Below are 18,424 nucleotides of genomic sequence, written 5' to 3'. Positions count from 1 at the left end.
TTAACCCCAAAACCTAGTTTGTAGTGCCACTCGCCGATTTTTTGTGTCACAACTATCGGTAACAAAAGAAGAAATTTTGTAAGATGTCAAACATGGGCTAGGTTTACAAAATTAGATTTGCTCGCTCCAGAAGAGAATCAAACGCATAGGGTTAATAACGATGAGTAGGTATGATTTGGTCATTTATTGGAGTAACGAAGACAATGCTTTTATTGTGGAGGTTCCTGAACTCCCTGGCTGCATGGCCAATGGTGCCACTTATCAAGAGGCGGTAGCCAACGCGGAACAGGTAATCGGTGCATGGGTCGAGACGGCAAAGGATCTGGGGCGTTCCATACCTGAGCCACGCGGATGATTGCTCTATGCATGATGCTACATTACCGTTGTTGAGCCCTGATGGTCGGCAGCTATAAGAATGGAGTCGTCTATGAACGCAAAATATTCTGGGCAGTGCCTTTGTGGGCAAATCCGCTATTCAGTGGATATTGAACCGGTGTTTACTGGCAATTGTCATTGCAAGGACTGCCAAAGATCGTCAGGCAGTGCCTTTATTCCGGCAATGATTTTCCCTGAAAAGGAGGTGGTTGTTTCCGGTGAGGTAAAGTATTTCACGTCCCAGGCAGACAGCGGGAATATGCACAAAAGAGGTTTCTGCCCGAATTGTGGCTCTCAATTGTTCGCCCAGTTCAACCATATGCCAGGAATGTTGGGTATAAAGGCCGGCACTTTGAATGACGCATCGAATTATCTTCCAAAGTTGGATTTCCATGTAGGTAGTGCTGCACCTTGGGACTTTATGAACCCGGAGCTACCGAAAAAGCAAGGGGCAGCACAAAACTAATGATAAGACATAACGGATAATTCAAGCCGAAATCGTATCCGTGAGCGGCAGGTCATCCGCGAGACGCCAAGGTAATACTTTATTGTCAGTGAATGCCAGCAAATGTTGTTGCCTACATGCTCCGGGTGGAAGTGGTTATGGATGCGACCAGAATCATGGCGCCAAAATGGCGACTGCATTATGATAATGCTTTCAGTCACGGGGAGGCTTTGTGGTGAATACAGCCGTTACCAAGCAGGATCGCATTGGCGCAAGAGTGCCGCATGATGTTTACGAAACGCTGTGCCGTGCCGCCCAACTGAGCGGTGCGACGGTTAATCAGTTTTTGGTGCAAGCCGCGCTCAAAGAGGCGCAACAGGTCATTGAGCGCGAGGAGGTGATCCGCTTAGGCCCGCGTGACTGGCAGTGGCTCCTGGAGTTGATGGAAAAACCATTCAAGCCCAATGCCCGATTGCAGGCCGCCATAGAACACTACCAAAAAGCCAGAAATGCGGATGAAGATAACACCTTTCGCTGGGAGCCTTGATCGGCAGATCTTCGATTGTGGACGTGAGTCACTGAACGTTTGGTTACAACAGGTCGCACGTCAGCATCAGGAAAAGGGGCTGTCGAGAACTTTTGTTGCCATCCACGAGAGCGAACCGACCCGGATTTGCGGCTACTATGCATTGACCTTGGCCGAACTCGATAACCGACATCTGCCCGAACCCTGGCGAAAGAAGCTACCGCGCCGGATTCCCGGTGTTCGGCTGGGTCGGTTGGCCGTAGATCGAAAATACCAAGGAAGAGGACTGGGCGATTTATTATTGGTTGATGCCATGACGCGAGCGCAACGCATCCATGCCGATGCCGGAGGGGTCGGGTTGTTTGTTGATGCACTGGATGCGGAGGCGGCTGGGTACTATCGACATTTCGGTTTCGAGGTGGCACCCGGCAATCCACTGCTGCTGTTTCTGCCGATTAAGGGATTCTCAATACGCAGATGCTGACCGAATCGTCTTACCTGACCGGAGAATTGGTTATGGTGGATGACGGGATCGGACAACAACTGATGAACTGGGTGGAAAATTACGCCCGCCAGCAGCGCTGTGAAATTATGGTGCTGGATGCTTATGTCACCAATCAGGCGGCGCGCCGCTTTTACGAACGAAATGGTTACCAGATTGTGGGTCATCACTTTGTAAAGTCCTTATAATTCATTGATGAGTCTAGATCCATTTGGCACGCGTGAATGATCCTCTATTTGTGCTATAAACAATAAAGGCGTACAGCCTGCCACTAAAAACCATTATTTCAAATAAAAAGGAGAATAATCATGGAAATGCAATTTTATGGTGCTGCGGGAGGGGTTACCGGATCCTGTCATTATCTGCGGGTAGGCGATAAACAATTACTCATAGATTGCGGTCTGTTTCAGGGTGGACATGATCTGGAAGAAGAAAATCGCCAAGAGTTTGGATTTGTTGCCAAAGACATCGACTACTTGCTACTGACCCATGCCCATCTCGATCATTGCGGGCGCATTCCCTTGCTGGTCAAACGCGGTTTTCGGGGTGAGATTATCACCACCTCAGCCACCCGTGAGCTGGCGCGGCTGGTGATGGTGGACTCGGCAGGGCTGGCGGAAGAAGAGGCGCGCCGCGCCAGTCGCAGGCACCAGCGGCACGGCGAAACCGAGGCTGCCCCCCTGTATGATATTGCCGATGTGCTCAATACCATGGAACGCTTTGGCCGCACGGCGGAGTACGGTCAGAAACTGGAAGTCTGTCCGGGCGTCAGTGCGACCTTCGGCGATGCCGGACATATTCTCGGATCGGCCTGGATTCTGGTCGAGGCCAGCGAGGCGGGGAAACAGCAGCGTATTGTCTATTCCGGCGATCTGGGAAACCGGGGCAAGCCCATCATCAATCCGCCGACCCCTGCCCCCGAGGCGGATGTCATCGTCATGGAAACCACCTACGGCGATCGTCTGCACAAGGCGATCGGGCCATCTGTAGAAGAATTGCGCGATGCCATCCTCGACACCCTCAAACGCGGCGGCAACGCCATCATCCCCACCTTTGCTCTGGAGCGGGCCCAGGATTTGTTGTACTACCTGCGGGAGATGATGAGCGACAATCAGATTCCCGCCACGCTGCCCGTTTTTCTGGATTCGCCCATGGCCATTTCGGCGACGGAGATTTTTCGTCGGCATCCGGAATGCTTCAATCCCGATACCCGCGAAAACCTGCAGCATGGCACGGATCCCTTCGCCCTGCGCAACCTGCATTTTACCCGCGAAAGCAGTGAATCCATGGGCATCAATCTGATCAAGGGGGGTGCCCTGATCATGGCGGGTTCGGGAATGGCCACTGGCGGGCGGGTCGTCCACCATCTCCGCCATAATATCTGGCGGGAGGATAGCAGTGTGATATTTGTGGGCTATGCGGCCCAGGGCACCCTGGCCCGGCGTATCATTGACGGCGCCAAAACAGTGCGTATCTTCGGCGAAGACATCCGGGTGGCCGCCCGTATTTATACCATCGGCGGGTTCTCGGCCCATGCCGATCATGACGAGCTTCTCGCATGGTTCGGTCAACAGAAGCCTGCCCGTGCAGTTCTTGTCCATGGTGAGGACAATGGTCGGGAAGGCGTCGCCAAGGTGCTGCGGGCCAGAGGGTTACAGGTGGATTGCCCGGTTATCGGCGATCACTACACGCTCTGATGATCAAGGCCTTACAAGGCCGTGAGCCCTGGACCATGAAGGCATTGCGCAATGGGATTTCTCAAAGGGCCACGCCTTCATGGGCCAATAGCCAGCGTTTGCGTTCCATGCCCCCGGCATAGCCGGTGAGGGTACCGTTGGCGCCAATGACCCGATGGCAGGGAACAACAATGCCGATGGGGTTCCGGCTGTTGGCATGACCCACGGCGCGCACCGCTGAGGGGCTGTTCATGCCCAGGGCTTGTTCCTTGTAGCTGCGGGTTTCCCCGGCGGGGATGCTGCGTAACCAGTCCCAGGCTGCCCGCTGAAAGGGGGTGCCCGCCGTTGTATCCACCACAATGGCAGACAGCGCCTGCAAGTCTCCCGCCCAGTAAGCCTCCAGGCTGTCGCGCATGGGTTTGGGGATGGCTCCGGTGGTCAGCATGATATGCTCATTGCCGTACAGTTTCCGGAGATCGGCAAGCAGGCTGCCCCGACCCTCCTCCCAGTCCAACGCCCGCAACACGCCCTTTTGATCGGTCACCAGGAGCATTTCTCCTAAAGGCGAGGGAACTTGATCAATGTGCCAGTGCCAGGGATGGGTCATGTTTATGCTCCTGGTGGGTTGTGCAGAAAGTCGTTGTCTTGATGAAATTGTTGGGCAAATCATACCCGTGATTAAGGTGTCGGGCGGTTTTCTCGCTCTTGACTTTGGCAATGGCTTCGTGGGGGTTAATGCCGCAAACGTTCCAGCAAGTCCACGGCGAGGGCGGCACCGGCCAGGTCTATTTCCAGATCGCGGGCGAGGCGGCGGCTCAGTCGGGCTCGATAAAGATCGAGGCTGCGGAAGCGCCAGTGTTGAGGGCCGCTGCCTTCGGGATGGATCACCCCATAGCGCACCAATTGCACGGCTTCCCCTTCGCCGCAGTGGAGCAGGCTGCAAAAACGCGGCAGATCAAAACAGAAAGCGCCGTCTTCCAGCAGCTCCGCTTCGATGACATGAATGGGTGTTGAGACCATCGTGCACTCTCCTCTCTAACGGCGGGGGTGAAAGTTGGACATTTCTCCTAGCTGGGTCCACAGAGCCTTTTCGTCATCACCGATGTGTTTCGGGACGACAATCTGAATAATAGCGTAAAGATCTCCGGCCGGTTTACTGCCCGTTCCAGGGAGGCCTTTCTGGGCGAGGCGCAACTTCTGGCCGCTGTTGCTCCCTGCCGGAATTTTCATGCGCACGCTGCCTTCCAGGGTGGGGACCTCGACGCTGGCGCCGAGCACGGCCTCCCAGGGCGTGATATGCAAGTCGTGATATAAATCAGCCCCTTCTACCCGGAATTTAGGGTGCGGCTGAAAATGGACCTGTAGGTAAAGATCACCATTGGGTCCCCCGCCCATGCCCGGCGCTCCTTGTCCGGCCATGCGCAGGCGCTGGCCTTCGCGGATGCCCTTGGGGATTTTGACCGTCAGGCGGCGGGCTTCCCGGCGCATCTGACCATTGGGTCCGACGCTGGGCATTTCCAGGTTGATGTCGCGCTGTGCTCCCTGGGCGGCGTCTTCCAGACTGATCTGGATGCTCGCTTCACTGTCTTCTCCCTGACTGCGGAAACCGCCACCACCGCCGCCGTGGAAGCCCCCTGCTCCGCCATGCTGCTGGCGAAAAAGAGACTCAAAAAAGTCACTGAAGCCGCCGCCCCCAAAATCGGCCCCGCCAAATCCGCCGGCGCCAAAGCCTCCGGCCTGACCACCCCAGCCGGGTGGCGGACGAAAATCCTGTCCGGCGCGCCAATTGCTGCCCAACTGATCGTAGGCCGCGCGCTTTTCCGGGTCTTTCAATACCTCATAGGCTTCCTGGAGATCCTTGAAGCGATCTTCGGCGTTGGCTTCCTTGCTGACATCCGGGTGATATTTGCGGGCCATTTTGCGATAGGCGGCCTTGATGGCGTCGGCGTCAGCCCCGCGTTCCACCCCGAGAATTTTGTAGTAGTCTTTGTATTCCAATGGTTCCCCCTTATCATGGGTTATGGCAGACCGTAATAAACCTGCAAGTCTGCCTTCACAATGCGGCCATTGTACCGTGTTTTCAAGCCCGTCAGGTCGGGTTGGAGGAATGTTTTTGTCAGATTGGTCTAGCCTCAATCCCCGTCAACTGGAAGCCGTGACGCTCCCCCCCGGTCCGGCGCTGGTGCTGGCCGGGGCGGGTTCCGGTAAAACCCGGGTACTCACCAGCCGCATTGCCCATCTGCTCGAAGCAGGGGCGCATCCCGGAGAAATTCTGGCCGTGACCTTTACCAATAAGGCCGCCCGGGCCATGCGCGAGCGCCTCGATGGTATGGTGGCCATGGAATTGCGCGGCTTGTGGATGGGGACTTTCCATGGTCTCGCCCATCGCCTTATCCGCCTGCATCATGAAGCATTGAAGTTGCCGGCGGATTTTCAGGTGCTCGATGCCGAAGACAGTCAGCGCTTGTTGCGGCGTCTCATGCGCGAGGCGCAGATGGATGAAAAGCAGTGGCCACCCCGGGCCATGGCCGGGCGCATCGGACGCTGGAAAGATGAAGGCTGGGGTCCGGAACAGGTTCTTCGCCACGAAGGACCTGCAGCGGCGCCTTTTGTGCCGATTTATCAGGCCTATGAGCAAGCCAAGCAACGTTCGGGTTTGCTCGATTTTGGAGATTTGCTGCTCTACGCCTTGCGCTTGTGGGAGTTTCCGGAGATTCTGGATCATTACCAGCGGCGCTTTCAGCATATTCTGGTGGACGAGTTTCAGGATACCAATGCGGTGCAATATGCCTGGCTGAAGGGCCTGGCGAGGCATGGGCAGATTTTTGTGGTAGGCGATGATGACCAGTCCATTTACGCCTGGCGCGGGGCACGGGTCGAAAACCTGCTGCGCTTTGGCGAGGATTTTTCGGACGTTCAGGTGGTGCGTCTGGAGCAGAATTATCGTTCTACGGCGGCGATCCTCCAGGCGGCCAATGCCGTCATTGCCAACAACCCCGACCGTCTGGGAAAAACCCTGTGGACGGCGGAACCCGGCGGCGAGTCGGTGCATTTATATACGGCGTACAATGAGTTTGATGAAGCCCGCTATGTGATCGGACGGATTCAGCAATGGCTGGAAGAAGGTGGCCAGCGTTCGGAATGCGCCATTCTCTATCGTTCCAATGCCCAGTCCCGCGCTTTTGAAGAAGTGCTGGTGCGTGAGGGTATCCCCTATCGGGTGTATGGCGGGCTGCGCTTTTTTGAGCGGGCGGAAATCAAGGACACCCTGGCGTATTTGCGCCTGACCGTGAACCGTCATGATGATGCCTCCTTTGAACGGGTCGTCAATGTTCCGGCGCGGGGGATTGGTGCAGTCAGTGTCGAAAAGCTGCGTCAACTGGCGCGCGCCAAGGGTTTATCCCTCTGGCAGGCGGCGGGCGAGCTGAACCATACGAAAATCAATGTCTTTTTGAATCTGGTGGATGGCCTTGCCGAGGAAACCCGGGATGCGGATCTGGAAGATCGCGTCGAAAGCATTTTGCACCGGACTGCGCTGCGCGACTGGCATAGTCGCGAGAGTGATCGGGCTGAAGGCCGTCTGGAAAACCTGGATGAGCTCGTCACTGCCGCGCGTGCCTACGGTCAGGATTGGAGCGCTGACCCGCAACTGGGTGAACTGGCCCCGCAACCCGGCAATATGCTGTCTGAATTTTTGACCCATGCGGCGCTGGAGGCTGGCGATGGGGCCGGTGATGCCTGGGAGGATTGCGTGCAGCTCATGAGTCTGCACAGCGCCAAGGGCCTGGAGTTCCCCCTGGTTTTTCTGGTGGGACTGGAAGAAGGGTTGTTTCCCCATCAACGCTCCCTGGAAGATGCCCAGGGCCTCGCGGAAGAGCGTCGTCTTTGCTATGTAGGCATGACCCGGGCCATGCGCCTGCTGGTGCTCAGCCATGCTGAAAGCCGACGCTTGCATGGCAGTGAACGCTTGGGTATGCCCTCCCGTTTCTTGCGGGAAATTCCCCAGGAGTTGTTGCAGGATTTGCGCCCCCGCGCGCGGATCAGCCGTCCCGCCATGGCGCTGCGTCCGGCCGCTCCGGAAATGCCCTTCTCACTAGGCTCACGCCTGCAGCATCCGGTATTTGGTGAGGGGGTGGTGCTGGATTATGAGGCGGGGGGACGCCAGGGGCGGATTCAGGTGCAGTTCAGTTCAGGGGCCAAGTGGCTGGCCCTGGGGGTCGTCCAATTACAGCCATTACCCTGACTATGAAATTACGAATACCCTGAAATTAAAGACCTTGGCGACGTTGGAGAAGAATTCGCCGGTATTCTTCCGGATCCTTGCAGAAAGTGATGGCCCCCGGGCGGCGAAAATGCACGGCATCAAGGCGCAGCAGCCAGAAACGCAGGGCGGCGACGCGGAGCATGGCAAACCACAGAGGGGCCTCGTCAACCCGCAGCGGGCGAGCCGACACATACGCCTCCCACAGCGCCGGGCTCAGGGTGGGGTCGAGCCTGCCGTCGGGTAGGGCGCACCAGCTATTGGCCACCACCGCCAGATCATAAAGCCAGGCATCATCCCCGGCATAGTAAAAGTCGATGGTGCCGGAAATCTGTTCGCCCGTAAAAAGCACATTGTCGGGAAAGAGGTCGGCATGAATGACGCCCCCCGGAAGTGTTTCGCGGTGGATCTGGCTTTGATAGGCCAGTTCATCGGCAATGATCCGGTTATCCTGGGGATCAAGGTGGGGGACCAGATGTCGGGCGGTGCTTTCCATCCAGGTAAATCCGGCGGGGTTGGGATGGCGCTGGGGAAATCCTTCCCCAGCTTTGTGCATTTTGACCAGTAATTCTCCCAACGCACGGATTTCCGTCAGGGTCGCGGCCCGCCCTTCAATAGACTGCCCCTGCAGGCACTGCACAATGGCAGCAGGCTTGCCGCAGAGGGTGTTCAGGCTGCGGCCACTGCGGGTGTGCATGGGGCGCGGGCAGGGAATGCCCTGACTGCTCAACCAGTCGGTCAGGTCCAGAAAATAGGGGATCTTGTCGGCGGGCAGGCGTTCAAACAAAGTGAGAATGAAGCGACCCTGATCGGTATCGAGAAAATAGTTACTGTTCTCGACGCCGGCAGAAATGCCGGACAAAGCGCGGGCCTGCCCCAGGTCATAGTCTTGCAGAAACCGGGCCAGCTCCGGGCCGGAAACATTGGTATAAACAGACATGAACGCAGATTTACCAGCGAAACAGAATCCACTGGGGCACACTCAGGTGTTCCGCGTCAGTTTGCGGCACTTCCGTGAAACGTCCAGTGCCACCCTTGTCTTCCAGATAGTAGGGCGGGAAAGGCTTGGGCGGAATCACTTTGACCATGTAAACCCGGCCGTTGACTTTGTACTCTTCGATTTTCGAACCGGTTGGCGCCTTGATTTCCGCGTTCGGACCAATTTTCTGGGGAGCTAGTTTGGGCAGGTGCAACTTTTTGATGTTGTTTTGTGCGGAGTTGGGCAGGGCCGCATCGAGGTCGGCGACGGCGTTGGCCGCAAAGCCCAGGGAAACGGTGGCAACCAGGGTAAGCATCAGGTGACGAGCAGACATGGGAACTCCCGGAATATCTAAAGGTTGAGAAGGGCTTCGGTTTCGGCAGCCGAGGGGGCAAAGCCGCGCTTTTCATAGTGGTTAAAAATGGCGGACACTACTTCGTCAGGATCATCAATGACCGTAATCAGTTTGAGATCGTCCGGGTTGATGGTGCCAAGGCCCAGCATGGCATCCTGCCACCAGGCAATAAGCCCACTCCAGAAAGCCGACCCCACCAGAATAATGGGCATGCGCCGGGTTTTGCCAGTTTGTACCAGAGTCAGGCACTCCGCCAGTTCATCCAGGGTGCCAAAGCCGCCGGGCATGACGACATAGGCAACCGCATATTTCATGAACATGACCTTGCGGGAATAAAAATGCTCGAAGGAAATGGCAATATCCTGATAGGGGTTGCTGTGTTGTTCGTGAGGGAGCTCGATATTGAGTCCGATACTGTAACCGGTGCCGTGGAAGGCGCCTTTGTTGGCCGCTTCCATGATGCCGGGACCACCGCCGCTGAGCACGGAAAACCCGGCATTGGAGAGCTTTTCGGCAATTTCCTGGGTTTTGATATACCAGGGATTGTCGGGGCCGAGGCGTGCGGAGCCGAAAATGCTGACACAGGGATCCACATCGACCAGTTTTTCATAGCCACGGACAAATTCCGCCATGATCTGAAAAATTTTCCAGGCCTCACGGGTGAGTCGTCCCTCTCCCCCGTCCCGCAGTTTTTCTTCTTCAAGATGCGCCCGCATGCCTCGTTCCCGTGTCAATGATGGAGAATTTCCGTATTATGACGGAAATTCGCTGACAAGTCCCAGATCATGTCCCAAGACCCGCGTATTCTCGTTGACGCCTCCAGTTTTCTGTACCGCGCCTTTCATGCGCTCCCTGACTTGCGGGCACCGGACCAGTTGCCGACCGGGGCGATATTCGGGGTAGCCAACATGCTGCGGCGACTGCTCAAGGATTATCCCGGCGATGAGATCATTGTGGTATTTGATGCGCCAGGGGGAACCTTCCGCGATCGTCTTTATCCCCAATACAAGGCGCAACGCCCCGCCATGCCCGAGGATTTGCGCGCCCAGATTCCGCTGTTGCACGAGTGGATCGAGGCCTCTGGTCTACCGCTGCTGCTGGTGCCCGATGTGGAGGCCGATGATGTCATCGGCACCCTGGCCCGGCAGGCTGCGCCGGCCCAGCAGGTCATCATCGTCACCGGTGACAAGGATATGGCCCAGTTAGTGAATGATCACGTCACCCTGCTGGATACCATGAAAGGGGTGAAAACCGATGTGGCAGGGGTATGGGAGCGTTATGGTGTCGCCCCCGAACACATCGCCGATCTGCTGGCGCTGACTGGAGACAAGGTCGATAACATTCCCGGTGTTCCCGGCGCCGGGCCGAAAACGGCGGCCAAGTGGATTCAGCAATATGGCAATCTGGAAGGCGTGCTGGCCCATGCCGACGCCATCGGTGGCAAAATCGGTGAGGCTTTGCGGGCTTCACTGGATTATCTCCCGCTCAGTCTGGATTTGACCACGATTCGCTGCAATCTGGATTTGCCGGTCCGATCCTGGCGGCGATCTTCCGAAGACATCCCGAAATTACGCAGTCTGGCCATGCGTCTGGGCTTTCACGCCTGGTTGAAGGAATTCCCCGCCGAAGCTGGAGCCGAACAAGGGAAGCTGGACATCACTGGAGATGCTGTGAATGGCTTGACACCCATTGAGCGTAGCCGCTATCGGGCCATCACGACCACGGCGGAGCTGGAAAGCCTGGTGCAAAAACTGCAGCAAGCCCCCCTGGTGGCGCTGGATACGGAAACCACTTCCCTGGACCCGCTGGATGCTGATCTGGTAGGTATTTCCTGCGCCTGGCAGGAAGCAGAGCAGGTCGAGGCCCGACAAATCGAAGCCCTGCGCATCGAATCAGTCTATATCCCCGTGGGCCACCGGGATGGCAGTCCCCAGCTGGCGCTGGACCATGTCCTGGCCACATTGCGTCCCTGGCTGGAAAATCCCGAGGCTCCAAAACTGGCCCAGAATGCCAAGTATGACTGGCGGGTGTTCTGGCGTTACGGCATTCATCCAGCCGGTTTATGCCGGGACACGCTGCTGGAAAGCTATGTGCTGGATAGCAGCCAGAACAATCATGATCTGGACACCCTGGCGGAGCGGCATCTGCAGCACCAGAACATTACCTACGAAGAAGTGGCGGGGAAAGGCAAATCGGCGCGGAATTTTGCCGATGTCCCCGTCGTCGAAGCCTTGCCCTATGCGGCGGAAGATGCGGACATCTGCTGGCGGGTGGATGCCCAACTCTGGCCGCGTTTTGCCCCTGAGCCAGGCCTGCAGAGCGTCCTGATGGAAATTGAAATGCCCCTGGTGCTGGTGCTGGCGCGTATGGAGCAAGCCGGAGTGCGGGTGGACAGGCATCAACTGGAAATCCTCAGCCAGGAATTGGGCCGGGATATGGCCGCTTGTGAAGCCAAGGCCTTCGCGTCAGCCGGACAATCGTTCAATCTTGGTTCACCGAAACAGATCCAGGAGATTCTTTTTGATAAAATGCAGCTGCCGGTCCTGAAAAAAACGCCGGGCGGACAGCCTTCCACCAGTGAAGAGGTACTGGCCCAACTGGCCGTGCAGGCGGAGCTCCCGCGTCTGATTCTCGAATACCGGGGCATGGCCAAGCTGAAAAATACCTATGCGGATGCCTTGCCGGAAATGATCAATCCGCAGACCGGGCGAGTCCATACCCACTATCAGCAGGCGGTGGCGGCCACTGGGCGGCTGTCTTCCAGCGCCCCCAATTTGCAGAATATTCCCGTACGAACCGAACAGGGACGGCGCATTCGTCAAGCTTTTGTGGCTGAAGCCGGGTTTTGCCTGCTCAGCGCCGATTACTCCCAAATCGAGCTGCGGATCATGGCCCACCTTTCCCGGGATGCCCGTCTGCTGCAGGCTTTTGCTGAGGGGCAGGATATTCACGCGGCCACTGCCGCCGAGGTCTTCAATCTTGCCCCAGAAGCCGTGGACAGCGATGCCCGGAGGGCTGCCAAGGCCATCAATTTCGGCCTGATTTACGGGCAAACCGCCTATGGACTGGCGCAGCAGCTCGGCATTGAGCAAAGTGCCGCCCGGGCCTATATGGACCGCTATTTCGAACGCTATCCGGGGGTGCTGGCCTACATGGAGCAGACCCGCAATCTGGCCAGGCAGCAGGGCTATGTCGAAACCCTGTTTGGCCGGCGTCTGTATGTTCCCGAGATTCGTTCCAGCAATGCGGCGCGCCGCAATTACGCCGAGCGTGCGGCCATCAACGCGCCCATGCAGGGCACGGCGGCGGATCTGATCAAAAAAGCCATGATTGCCGTTGATGCCTGGCTACTTGAAGACCCGGCGCGAGGCCGGATGATTTTACAAGTACACGACGAACTGATTCTGGAGGTGCCGGAGAGTGGTCTGGAAGCTGCCCGCGCCGCCCTCAAGGAGCGCATGGAAGGAGTGGCGGAACTGGCGGTCCCCCTGCTGGTCGGTATGGGTGTAGGGGCGCATTGGGATGCCGCCCATGGCTAGTTTTTGCCGGGGGAAGCCGTGCTGCCGCTGCTGAAGCGGAACATTTTCATGACGGCATCATTATCCAGTTGCTCGCCGTTGAGGGCCATGGCCAGCAATTCACCGCCCAGCACTTGCGGGGCGATGATCATATCCGGCTGGACCCGGCGCACCCGTCCCAGATTCTTGCTGTCATTGACGGCCGCGACGGTTTTGGCGGAGCCTTCCATTTCCTTGACGGCCAGCACCACAAAGGCGTTTTCCGAATCATCCGCGCGCAGAGCCAACACCGCCAGTGCTGCTTCGGCGCCCGCATTACGGAGAATGTCGGTATCGCTGGAGTCACCAATAATCAGGTCGTCTGGCTGATAAATGGAGTCATCGGGCTGATGCCCCATGATCATGACGACGGGTAAATTGCGGCTTTTCAACTCACGATAACTGTTGCGCGCCAGCGGCGTATCACCCGCGATGATGTAATGGTTTTTCAGGGTCATGCGGCGTTTTTCTCCTTGCAGCGCCGATTGCAGCCGGTTATTGATGGCCGGAACAATAATGGCCGATAACGACGTGGCAAATACAGTGATTCCGAGCACAATCAAAGATACCACAAAAAGCCGGGCTTCGTTGGAAACCGGCAGGACATCGCCGTAACCCACGGTGGACATGGTCACAATGGAAAAATAAAGGGCCCCGGTCAGACTATGAATATGGGGTTTGAAGCCATCGCCGAGAATATAGGCACCAAAGACGCCGTAACCCATGACCATGATAGCCCCCACCAGTGCGAATAACGTACCGGTGGCAAGGCTGCTGTGATTAAAACGCCCCCGAAAAATCCACAGAAAAAACACCAGCACGGCATTGTAGTAGAGCAACGCGGAAATATGTTGGGGATGACGGTAAATCCCTATGGCCAGTACCGCCGAAGCAATAATCAGGACAACCGCCCAGGCAAAGCGGGAGCGAAACAGCAATCCCAGGGACATGATTAGTAGAATGATGCCGGCAGCACCCTGAGGGAGTCCACGAAAGGCATCGAGAACAAAGCCGCTGGACATATCGGCAAGGCTGCCGACGTAGCTCAGGCCCAGGAGGCGCTCAAGAGCCGGAAGAATGTTGAAAAAGCCGAGAAACCCGACGGCTGCGGCAATGGGCAGGTGGGGATACCACTGCTCCAGGTGGAGTTTCCGTGCCCAGCGTTCACTCCGTCCACGCCAACGGGCGCGCCAACTCGGCCGTAAAATATGCCAGGGATGTAGAGCATGACTGAACTTTTCCGTCATGCCTTACTCAAATCCCGAGAGTAAGCTATTGCTTGTCTGGATCCGGTCTACCCTCCCTGGCCGGATCATGAGTCCTCCCCTCCCTTTGAGGGCTCTTTATTAACCCCGGCAGATGTCGGGGTTTCTTTTGTTTCGGCAGCGCCCAGCCACCCGGCAATATGTTGATGCAATTCGTCCAGCCCCTGCCCGGTCTGGGCCGAAAACAACTGCATGGCGACCCCCTGCAATTCCGGTATACGCCGCAGCCGGGCCATTTCCTGTAGGGCCGCCCCCCGACTGAGCTTGTCGGCCTTGTTGAGAAGGATGTGTACCGGGCGACCACAGCCTGCCGCAAAACCGATCAGGTCCGCATCATGGGGACTGTAAGGGTGGCGGATGTCCATCACCAGAATCAGGGCTTGCAGGCTGCTGCGGCGGCGCAGGTATTGTTCCAGCAACGGGCCCCAGGAACGCCGCAAGGCTTCGGGGACTTTGGCGTAGCCATAACCGGGCAGATCGATGAGGCGTTGTCCGGGATCCAGATCAAACACATTGATGGCCTGTGTCCGGCCCGGTGTCCGGCTGACCCGGGCCAGGGCGCGGCGTTCGGTGAGCATGTTGATAGTGGATGACTTGCCGACATTGGAGCGTCCGGCAATGGCCACTTCGGCCCCATCATCCGGGGGGAGTTGTCCCGCTTGGGTCACGCTCAGGCGGAAACTGGCCCGCCGTAACGGGGCGAAGCGGAAAGGTGTTGGGTTGGTATGGTTCATGCTGAGAGCATAGTCGTCGTCAGTCGGTTCTGGCAATCTGAAACTCAAGGGCAGGAGGCATGGACAAGAGGCTTGCTGCCATCAGACCGAGAACCTAGACTGCGAAGCATAAATTCAAGTGAAATCATTCACTGAAAAAATCAGGGAGAACAGCTTTGCAAGCACATGTAGAGGGCCTTGCCTGGCGGCAACCACGCTGGCGGTTGCTGGTGCAGTTTTTGGGGTCCATGCGTCTGGCCGTCAGTTTGCTGGTGTTGCTCGCCATTGCCTCGGTAATCGGCACCATTCTTAGTCAACAGCAGCCCTATCAGAATTACGCCATGCAGTTTGGACCGTTCTGGTTTACGGTGTATCGCGAACTGGGCTTGTACAATGTGTACCGGACCTTGTGGTACACGGCGATTGTGGCTTTCCTGGTGTTGTCCACGGCGACCTGCGTGACCCGAAACAGCCCCCGGATGCTGCGGGAAATGCGCGAGTTTCCGATTCGCCAGCGGGATGCCGTGATTCTCGGCCAGGATCACTGGGTGCGGATGAGTAGTGCGTTACCCATGGCCCAGGCCCAGGAGCGCATTTTGCAGGTGTTGCGGGCATCTGGTTATAAACCCCGGGCGGAGCAAAAAGAGGGTGATATTGCTATTGCTGCCCGTAAGGGTCGCTATCACCGTCTGGGTTATTTCCTGACCCATATTGCCATTGTCGTGATTTGTGCGGCGGCCCTTTATAACGCCGATGTACCGGTCAAATGGGCGGAATGGCAGGGGACGCTCCGGCCAGAGCAGAACTTCAATCTCCCTCTTTCAAAAATTCCGAAGTCAGCCTGGATGTCCCCCAACAATCCGGCCTATCGCGGTATTATTACCCTGCCCGAGGGACAGACCGCCAATGCGGTATTCGAACTTGCCGGTAATGGTTATCTGGTCCAGCCTCTGCCTTTCAGGATTCATCTGCAGTCCTTCCATATTTCCTACTACTCCACCGGAATGCCCAAGGATTTTACTTCCCGAGTCATCCTCTACAGTCCTCAGGGTAAGGTGCTGAAAACCGCTGACGTGCGTGTCAACCACCCCATGGCTTATGACGGGGTTTACATTTACCAGTCCAGCTTCAGCGACGGCGGTTCCCTGCTGCACATGAAAACCTATCTGCTGGGCGCTTCAGGAGCAGCACCGGGGATGCTTTCCGGGCGGGTAGGTCAAACCCTTCAGGCAGGGAACTCCGGTTACGCGGTCGATCTGAAAAATTTCAATCTGTACAATATTGTTCCCAAAGCAGCCGTGGGCGAAAAAGCGACCCCAGACCATCCGACCCTGAATCTGGGACCCAGTTTTACCTACATCATCCACAATCCCGATGGTCAGGCCGCCGAGTTCAAGACCTATATGACGCCCATGCGCCGCGAGGGGCAGGGATTTTTTGTGCAGGGATATCGCGAGGCGCTGAGTGATGCTTATCGTTATATCTATATTCCCACCGGACCCAATGGCAGTATTGGCCTGTTCATGGATTATCTGGCGGCATTGCAGGCCGCTGCCCGCACGGGAGCCAACGCCTCCCAGGCTATTTTCACGAAAACCTTTCAGGGGGTCGTTGCCCGCCATGCCCCGACCATGAGCGCGGTGGAGCAATCCCGTTTTTTGCAGGCAAGCATGCAGACCTTGATGCAACTGCACGATTATCCCATGCCTTTCATTTTGTCTTTGAGCAGCTTTGATCACCGTTGGGCAGCGGGCTTGCAGGTTACCAAGTGGCCGGGAACCATTGTCATTTATTGGGGTTGTGTGGCCCTGGTGCTGGGAATTTTTATTCTGTTTTATCTTCCCCAGAAAAGAATCTGGCTCCGTCTGCGTCCGCGTGGGCAGGGTTCAGAGGAGTTCGAATTATTGTTGGGGGCTTCTGCAGACCGTAATCGTCTGGATTTTGCCAAGGAATTTAAAAGATGGACCGGGACCTTGGAGCAGGCCCTGGGCGTCGATCACGCCGAATACAAGGAGCACAAAGATGGCCAACACACGCGTTGAAAACTGGACCCATACCTCTCCCGAGCCGAGCTGGTGGTCGCAGTGGAAAGTCAGGGACTGGGCATGGTTTGCCGCATTGACGGTAGCGGTCGGGGTGATTCTCGGCCTTTATGGCAGCCATTTTGGGTACTGGCAGTTTGTGGTACTGGGATCCTGGTACGGGGCACTGCTGGTAGCGGGCTTGGCCTGGCGACCTATTCAGGGGGCGACTCTGGCGGTCGTATTGCCCGCTCTTTTTGCGGTATGGCTCTATAGTATCGGGCAGACGACTTCAAACAATCTGCTACTGCGCGATGTGTTGCAAGGCTATGCGGCGGTCATGTGGATGTCGGGCCTACTGATCGTGGCGACGGCCTCTTATCTGCTGTACCTCTTTACTGGATCTCAGCGCACCGGACAGTGGGCGACGGCGCTGACCTGGGCCGGAGTGATCATGGGCTTCATCGGCCTGGGGGTACGGTGGCGGGAAACCTATCTGGGACATCCGGATTGGGGCCATATTCCGGTCAGCAACCTTTGGGAAGTGTTGGTGCTCTTTTGTGCGTCAACCCCGCTGTTTTATCTGTACTATGAAAAACGCAATGAAGCCCGCGCCCTGGGTGCTTTTGTCATGCCGCTGGTAGCCGCTGGAGTAGGGTTTTTGCTCTGGTTGACCTTTGCCCAGCACATGGACCAGATCGAACCGCTGATTCCGGCCCTGCAAAGTTTCTGGATGAAGCTGCATGTGCCCATGATGTTTGTCGGTTATGCCAATTTTACCATTGCCAGTCTCATTGGCGTGGGTTACTTGCTGACCGAGCGTTCGCGGCGGCGCGGTTCCGGTGTGCTGCTGCGGGTTATGCCCAGCGCCGAGGTCATGGATGAAGTAATGTACAAGGCCATTGCCCTGGGATTTCTGTTTTTTACTGTGGCCACCATTCTCGGTGCTGTCTGGGCGGCCAAGGCCTGGGGCGGTTTCTGGTCCTGGGATCCCAAGGAAACCTGGGCACTGATTGTCTGGCTGAATTATGCCGGTTATCTGCATGCCCGGGTGGTCAAAGGCTGGCGCGGACAAGCCATGGCCTGGTGGTCCTTCATGAGTCTTTGGGTGGTCAGTTTCTGTTTTCTGGGGGTGAATATGTTCCTGTCGGGGTTGCATTCTTATGGGAAGTTATAAATCCGGTTATTGATAAAGACAGGGTAAGCTCTGGTTTTGTTCTTGCCAAAGGCGGAAAATTGAGTTTATATTCATCAAATAAACTTATAAAAATCCCCTAGTGACGTCTGGAGGGCCGCATAATTAAAGACTGCACCAATACGAAATGTGTTGGTGCTTGTGTTTAGATAAAGGACGTTCAGTGCGCTGTCAGGCTTGTCAGACCGAAAATGCCCCCAACCGCAAGTTTTGTATGCAATGCGGGGCGTCTTTAAAACCATCTTCAAATCCAACTTCTAAGCTCTGTGTTGCCTGTGCTGCGGATCTCCATGGTAAAGCTTTCTGTTCGGCCTGTGGTGCAGACAATCGCCCCGCAACCTTGGCCGCCGCAGCCGCTGCCCCTGAACCGTCTACCATAGCGGCTCAACAGACGGTTGAGCCGGAGTTGACGGCACTGCCTGAAATCCTTTACCAGACCCCAAAGGTAGACAATCATCTTGAGCCAGAGCCAGAGCCAGAGCCAGAGCCAGAGCCAGAGCCAGAGCCAGAGCCAGAGCCAGAGCCAGAGCCAGAGCCAGAGCCAGAGCCAGAGC

19 protein-coding genes and 1 pseudogene are annotated in these 18,424 nt (G+C 56.8%); 11 read left to right on the top strand and 9 right to left on the bottom strand.

Features of this window, described 5'->3' with window-relative positions; translation table 11 throughout:
* Positions 1-160: 160 nt before the first annotated feature.
* The 6 genes from AC2VLR_RS01675 to AC2VLR_RS01650 all read left to right on the top strand — a co-directional run bounded on the left by AC2VLR_RS01675 (position 161) and on the right by AC2VLR_RS01650 (position 3,545).
* Complete coding sequence (locus AC2VLR_RS01675) at positions 161-355, top strand: type II toxin-antitoxin system HicB family antitoxin (protein ID WP_486880577.1); 195 nt, start codon at positions 161-163, stop codon at positions 353-355.
* 72 nt (positions 356-427) lie between these two features.
* Complete coding sequence (locus AC2VLR_RS01670) at positions 428-841, top strand: GFA family protein (protein ID WP_486880576.1); 414 nt, start codon at positions 428-430, stop codon at positions 839-841.
* Positions 842-1,055: 214 nt separating this feature from the next.
* Positions 1,056-1,367, top strand: a complete 312-nt coding sequence (locus tag AC2VLR_RS01665) for a type II toxin-antitoxin system TacA family antitoxin (protein WP_215844275.1) — start codon at positions 1,056-1,058, stop codon at positions 1,365-1,367.
* Positions 1,336-1,830: a GNAT family N-acetyltransferase gene (locus tag AC2VLR_RS01660; RefSeq protein ID WP_486880575.1), complete on the top strand. Its 495-nt coding sequence runs from the start codon at positions 1,336-1,338 to the stop codon at positions 1,828-1,830. Before AC2VLR_RS01665 ends, AC2VLR_RS01660 begins: the two co-directional genes overlap by 32 nt.
* A complete protein-coding gene (locus AC2VLR_RS01655; protein WP_486880574.1) occupies positions 1,824-2,036 on the top strand; it encodes a GNAT family N-acetyltransferase in 213 nt (70 codons plus the stop codon). The genes AC2VLR_RS01660 and AC2VLR_RS01655 overlap by 7 nt, the downstream gene beginning before the upstream one ends.
* Positions 2,037-2,156: 120 nt before the next feature.
* Positions 2,157-3,545 (top strand): MBL fold metallo-hydrolase RNA specificity domain-containing protein, encoded by a 1,389-nt coding sequence (locus AC2VLR_RS01650; protein ID WP_486880573.1) that lies wholly within the window; start codon positions 2,157-2,159, stop codon positions 3,543-3,545.
* 61 nt (positions 3,546-3,606) lie between these two features.
* On the opposite strand, the gene AC2VLR_RS01645 is transcribed toward AC2VLR_RS01650, so the two are convergent.
* From AC2VLR_RS01645 to AC2VLR_RS01635, 3 genes are all read right to left on the bottom strand, one after another.
* Positions 3,607-4,131, bottom strand: coding sequence for a methylated-DNA--[protein]-cysteine S-methyltransferase (locus AC2VLR_RS01645; protein ID WP_486880572.1), 525 nt, complete (start codon positions 4,129-4,131; stop codon positions 3,607-3,609).
* A 125-nt stretch (positions 4,132-4,256) separates the two neighbouring features.
* Entirely contained in the window at positions 4,257-4,544 is a 288-nt protein-coding gene (locus AC2VLR_RS01640) for a chaperone modulator CbpM (RefSeq protein WP_101539040.1), read from the bottom strand.
* Positions 4,545-4,559: 15 nt separating this feature from the next.
* On the bottom strand, positions 4,560-5,522 hold the full coding sequence (locus AC2VLR_RS01635; protein WP_486880571.1) for a DnaJ C-terminal domain-containing protein: 963 nt from the start codon (positions 5,520-5,522) through the stop codon (positions 4,560-4,562).
* A 115-nt stretch (positions 5,523-5,637) separates the two neighbouring features.
* On the opposite strand from AC2VLR_RS01635, the gene AC2VLR_RS01630 reads away from it, so the two are divergent.
* Positions 5,638-7,767, top strand: a complete 2,130-nt coding sequence (locus tag AC2VLR_RS01630; protein WP_486880570.1) for a UvrD-helicase domain-containing protein — start codon at positions 5,638-5,640, stop codon at positions 7,765-7,767.
* Between the two features lie 25 nt (positions 7,768-7,792).
* Here AC2VLR_RS01630 and AC2VLR_RS01625 read toward each other — a convergent pair whose 3' ends face one another.
* The 3 genes from AC2VLR_RS01625 to AC2VLR_RS01615 are packed head-to-tail and all read right to left on the bottom strand — an operon-like array spanning position 7,793 to position 9,835.
* The gene (locus tag AC2VLR_RS01625; RefSeq protein WP_486880569.1) at positions 7,793-8,725 is read right to left on the bottom strand and encodes a homoserine kinase; all 933 of its coding nucleotides are present in this window, start codon (positions 8,723-8,725) and stop codon (positions 7,793-7,795) included.
* 10 nt (positions 8,726-8,735) lie between these two features.
* Positions 8,736-9,098, bottom strand: a complete 363-nt coding sequence (locus tag AC2VLR_RS01620) for a DUF2782 domain-containing protein (RefSeq protein WP_486880568.1) — start codon at positions 9,096-9,098, stop codon at positions 8,736-8,738.
* A 17-nt stretch (positions 9,099-9,115) separates the two neighbouring features.
* Positions 9,116-9,835, bottom strand: a complete 720-nt coding sequence (locus AC2VLR_RS01615; protein WP_215844088.1) for an LOG family protein — start codon at positions 9,833-9,835, stop codon at positions 9,116-9,118.
* A gap of 69 nt (positions 9,836-9,904) precedes the next feature.
* On the opposite strand from AC2VLR_RS01615, the gene polA reads away from it, so the two are divergent.
* Entirely contained in the window at positions 9,905-12,658 is a 2,754-nt protein-coding gene (gene polA, locus AC2VLR_RS01610; RefSeq protein WP_486880567.1) for a DNA polymerase I, read from the top strand.
* Here the strand turns inward: polA and kch are convergent.
* Together kch and yihA are read right to left on the bottom strand one after the other, a co-directional pair.
* Entirely contained in the window at positions 12,655-13,923 is a 1,269-nt protein-coding gene (gene kch, locus AC2VLR_RS01605; protein ID WP_486880566.1) for a voltage-gated potassium channel protein, read from the bottom strand. The genes polA and kch overlap by 4 nt on opposite strands.
* A gap of 65 nt (positions 13,924-13,988) precedes the next feature.
* A complete protein-coding gene (yihA, locus tag AC2VLR_RS01600; protein ID WP_486880565.1) occupies positions 13,989-14,711 on the bottom strand; it encodes a ribosome biogenesis GTP-binding protein YihA/YsxC in 723 nt (240 codons plus the stop codon).
* A gap of 119 nt (positions 14,712-14,830) precedes the next feature.
* On the opposite strand from yihA, the gene AC2VLR_RS01595 reads away from it, so the two are divergent.
* The 3 genes and pseudogenes from AC2VLR_RS01595 to AC2VLR_RS01585 form a co-directional block, all read left to right on the top strand.
* A complete protein-coding gene (locus AC2VLR_RS01595) occupies positions 14,831-16,696 on the top strand; it encodes a cytochrome c biogenesis protein ResB (protein WP_486880564.1) in 1,866 nt (621 codons plus the stop codon).
* A complete protein-coding gene (ccsB, locus tag AC2VLR_RS01590) occupies positions 16,677-17,852 on the top strand; it encodes a c-type cytochrome biogenesis protein CcsB (protein WP_486880563.1) in 1,176 nt (391 codons plus the stop codon). The genes AC2VLR_RS01595 and ccsB overlap by 20 nt, the downstream gene beginning before the upstream one ends.
* A 145-nt stretch (positions 17,853-17,997) precedes the next feature.
* Positions 17,998-18,177: pseudogene (locus AC2VLR_RS01585) on the top strand (zinc-ribbon domain-containing protein); the annotation flags it as partial.
* 64 nt (positions 18,178-18,241) lie between these two features.
* On the opposite strand, the gene AC2VLR_RS01580 reads toward AC2VLR_RS01585, so the two are convergent.
* Positions 18,242-18,424: hypothetical protein (locus AC2VLR_RS01580; RefSeq protein WP_486880578.1), on the bottom strand; the 183-nt coding region annotated here is incomplete at its 5' end.

The organism is Acidithiobacillus sp. TH-A117 (assembly GCF_057473465.1).
This window is presented reverse-complemented; position numbering and strand designations above follow the sequence as displayed.

Coding starts and splice junctions, on each gene's coding strand:
- AC2VLR_RS01660 (WP_486880575.1), top strand. CDS start 1,336: ATGAAGATAACACCTTTCGCTGGGAGCCTTGATCGGCAGATCTTCGAT.
- AC2VLR_RS01645 (WP_486880572.1), bottom strand. CDS start 4,131: ATGACCCATCCCTGGCACTGGCACATTGATCAAGTTCCCTCGCCTTTA.
- AC2VLR_RS01625 (WP_486880569.1), bottom strand. CDS start 8,725: ATGTCTGTTTATACCAATGTTTCCGGCCCGGAGCTGGCCCGGTTTCTG.
- kch (WP_486880566.1), bottom strand. CDS start 13,923: ATGACGGAAAAGTTCAGTCATGCTCTACATCCCTGGCATATTTTACGG.
- AC2VLR_RS01670 (WP_486880576.1), top strand. CDS start 428: ATGAACGCAAAATATTCTGGGCAGTGCCTTTGTGGGCAAATCCGCTAT.
- AC2VLR_RS01675 (WP_486880577.1), top strand. CDS start 161: ATGAGTAGGTATGATTTGGTCATTTATTGGAGTAACGAAGACAATGCT.
- AC2VLR_RS01615 (WP_215844088.1), bottom strand. CDS start 9,835: ATGCGGGCGCATCTTGAAGAAGAAAAACTGCGGGACGGGGGAGAGGGA.
- AC2VLR_RS01640 (WP_101539040.1), bottom strand. CDS start 4,544: ATGGTCTCAACACCCATTCATGTCATCGAAGCGGAGCTGCTGGAAGAC.
- AC2VLR_RS01655 (WP_486880574.1), top strand. CDS start 1,824: ATGCTGACCGAATCGTCTTACCTGACCGGAGAATTGGTTATGGTGGAT.
- AC2VLR_RS01650 (WP_486880573.1), top strand. CDS start 2,157: ATGGAAATGCAATTTTATGGTGCTGCGGGAGGGGTTACCGGATCCTGT.
- AC2VLR_RS01620 (WP_486880568.1), bottom strand. CDS start 9,098: ATGTCTGCTCGTCACCTGATGCTTACCCTGGTTGCCACCGTTTCCCTG.
- ccsB (WP_486880563.1), top strand. CDS start 16,677: ATGGCCAACACACGCGTTGAAAACTGGACCCATACCTCTCCCGAGCCG.
- polA (WP_486880567.1), top strand. CDS start 9,905: ATGTCCCAAGACCCGCGTATTCTCGTTGACGCCTCCAGTTTTCTGTAC.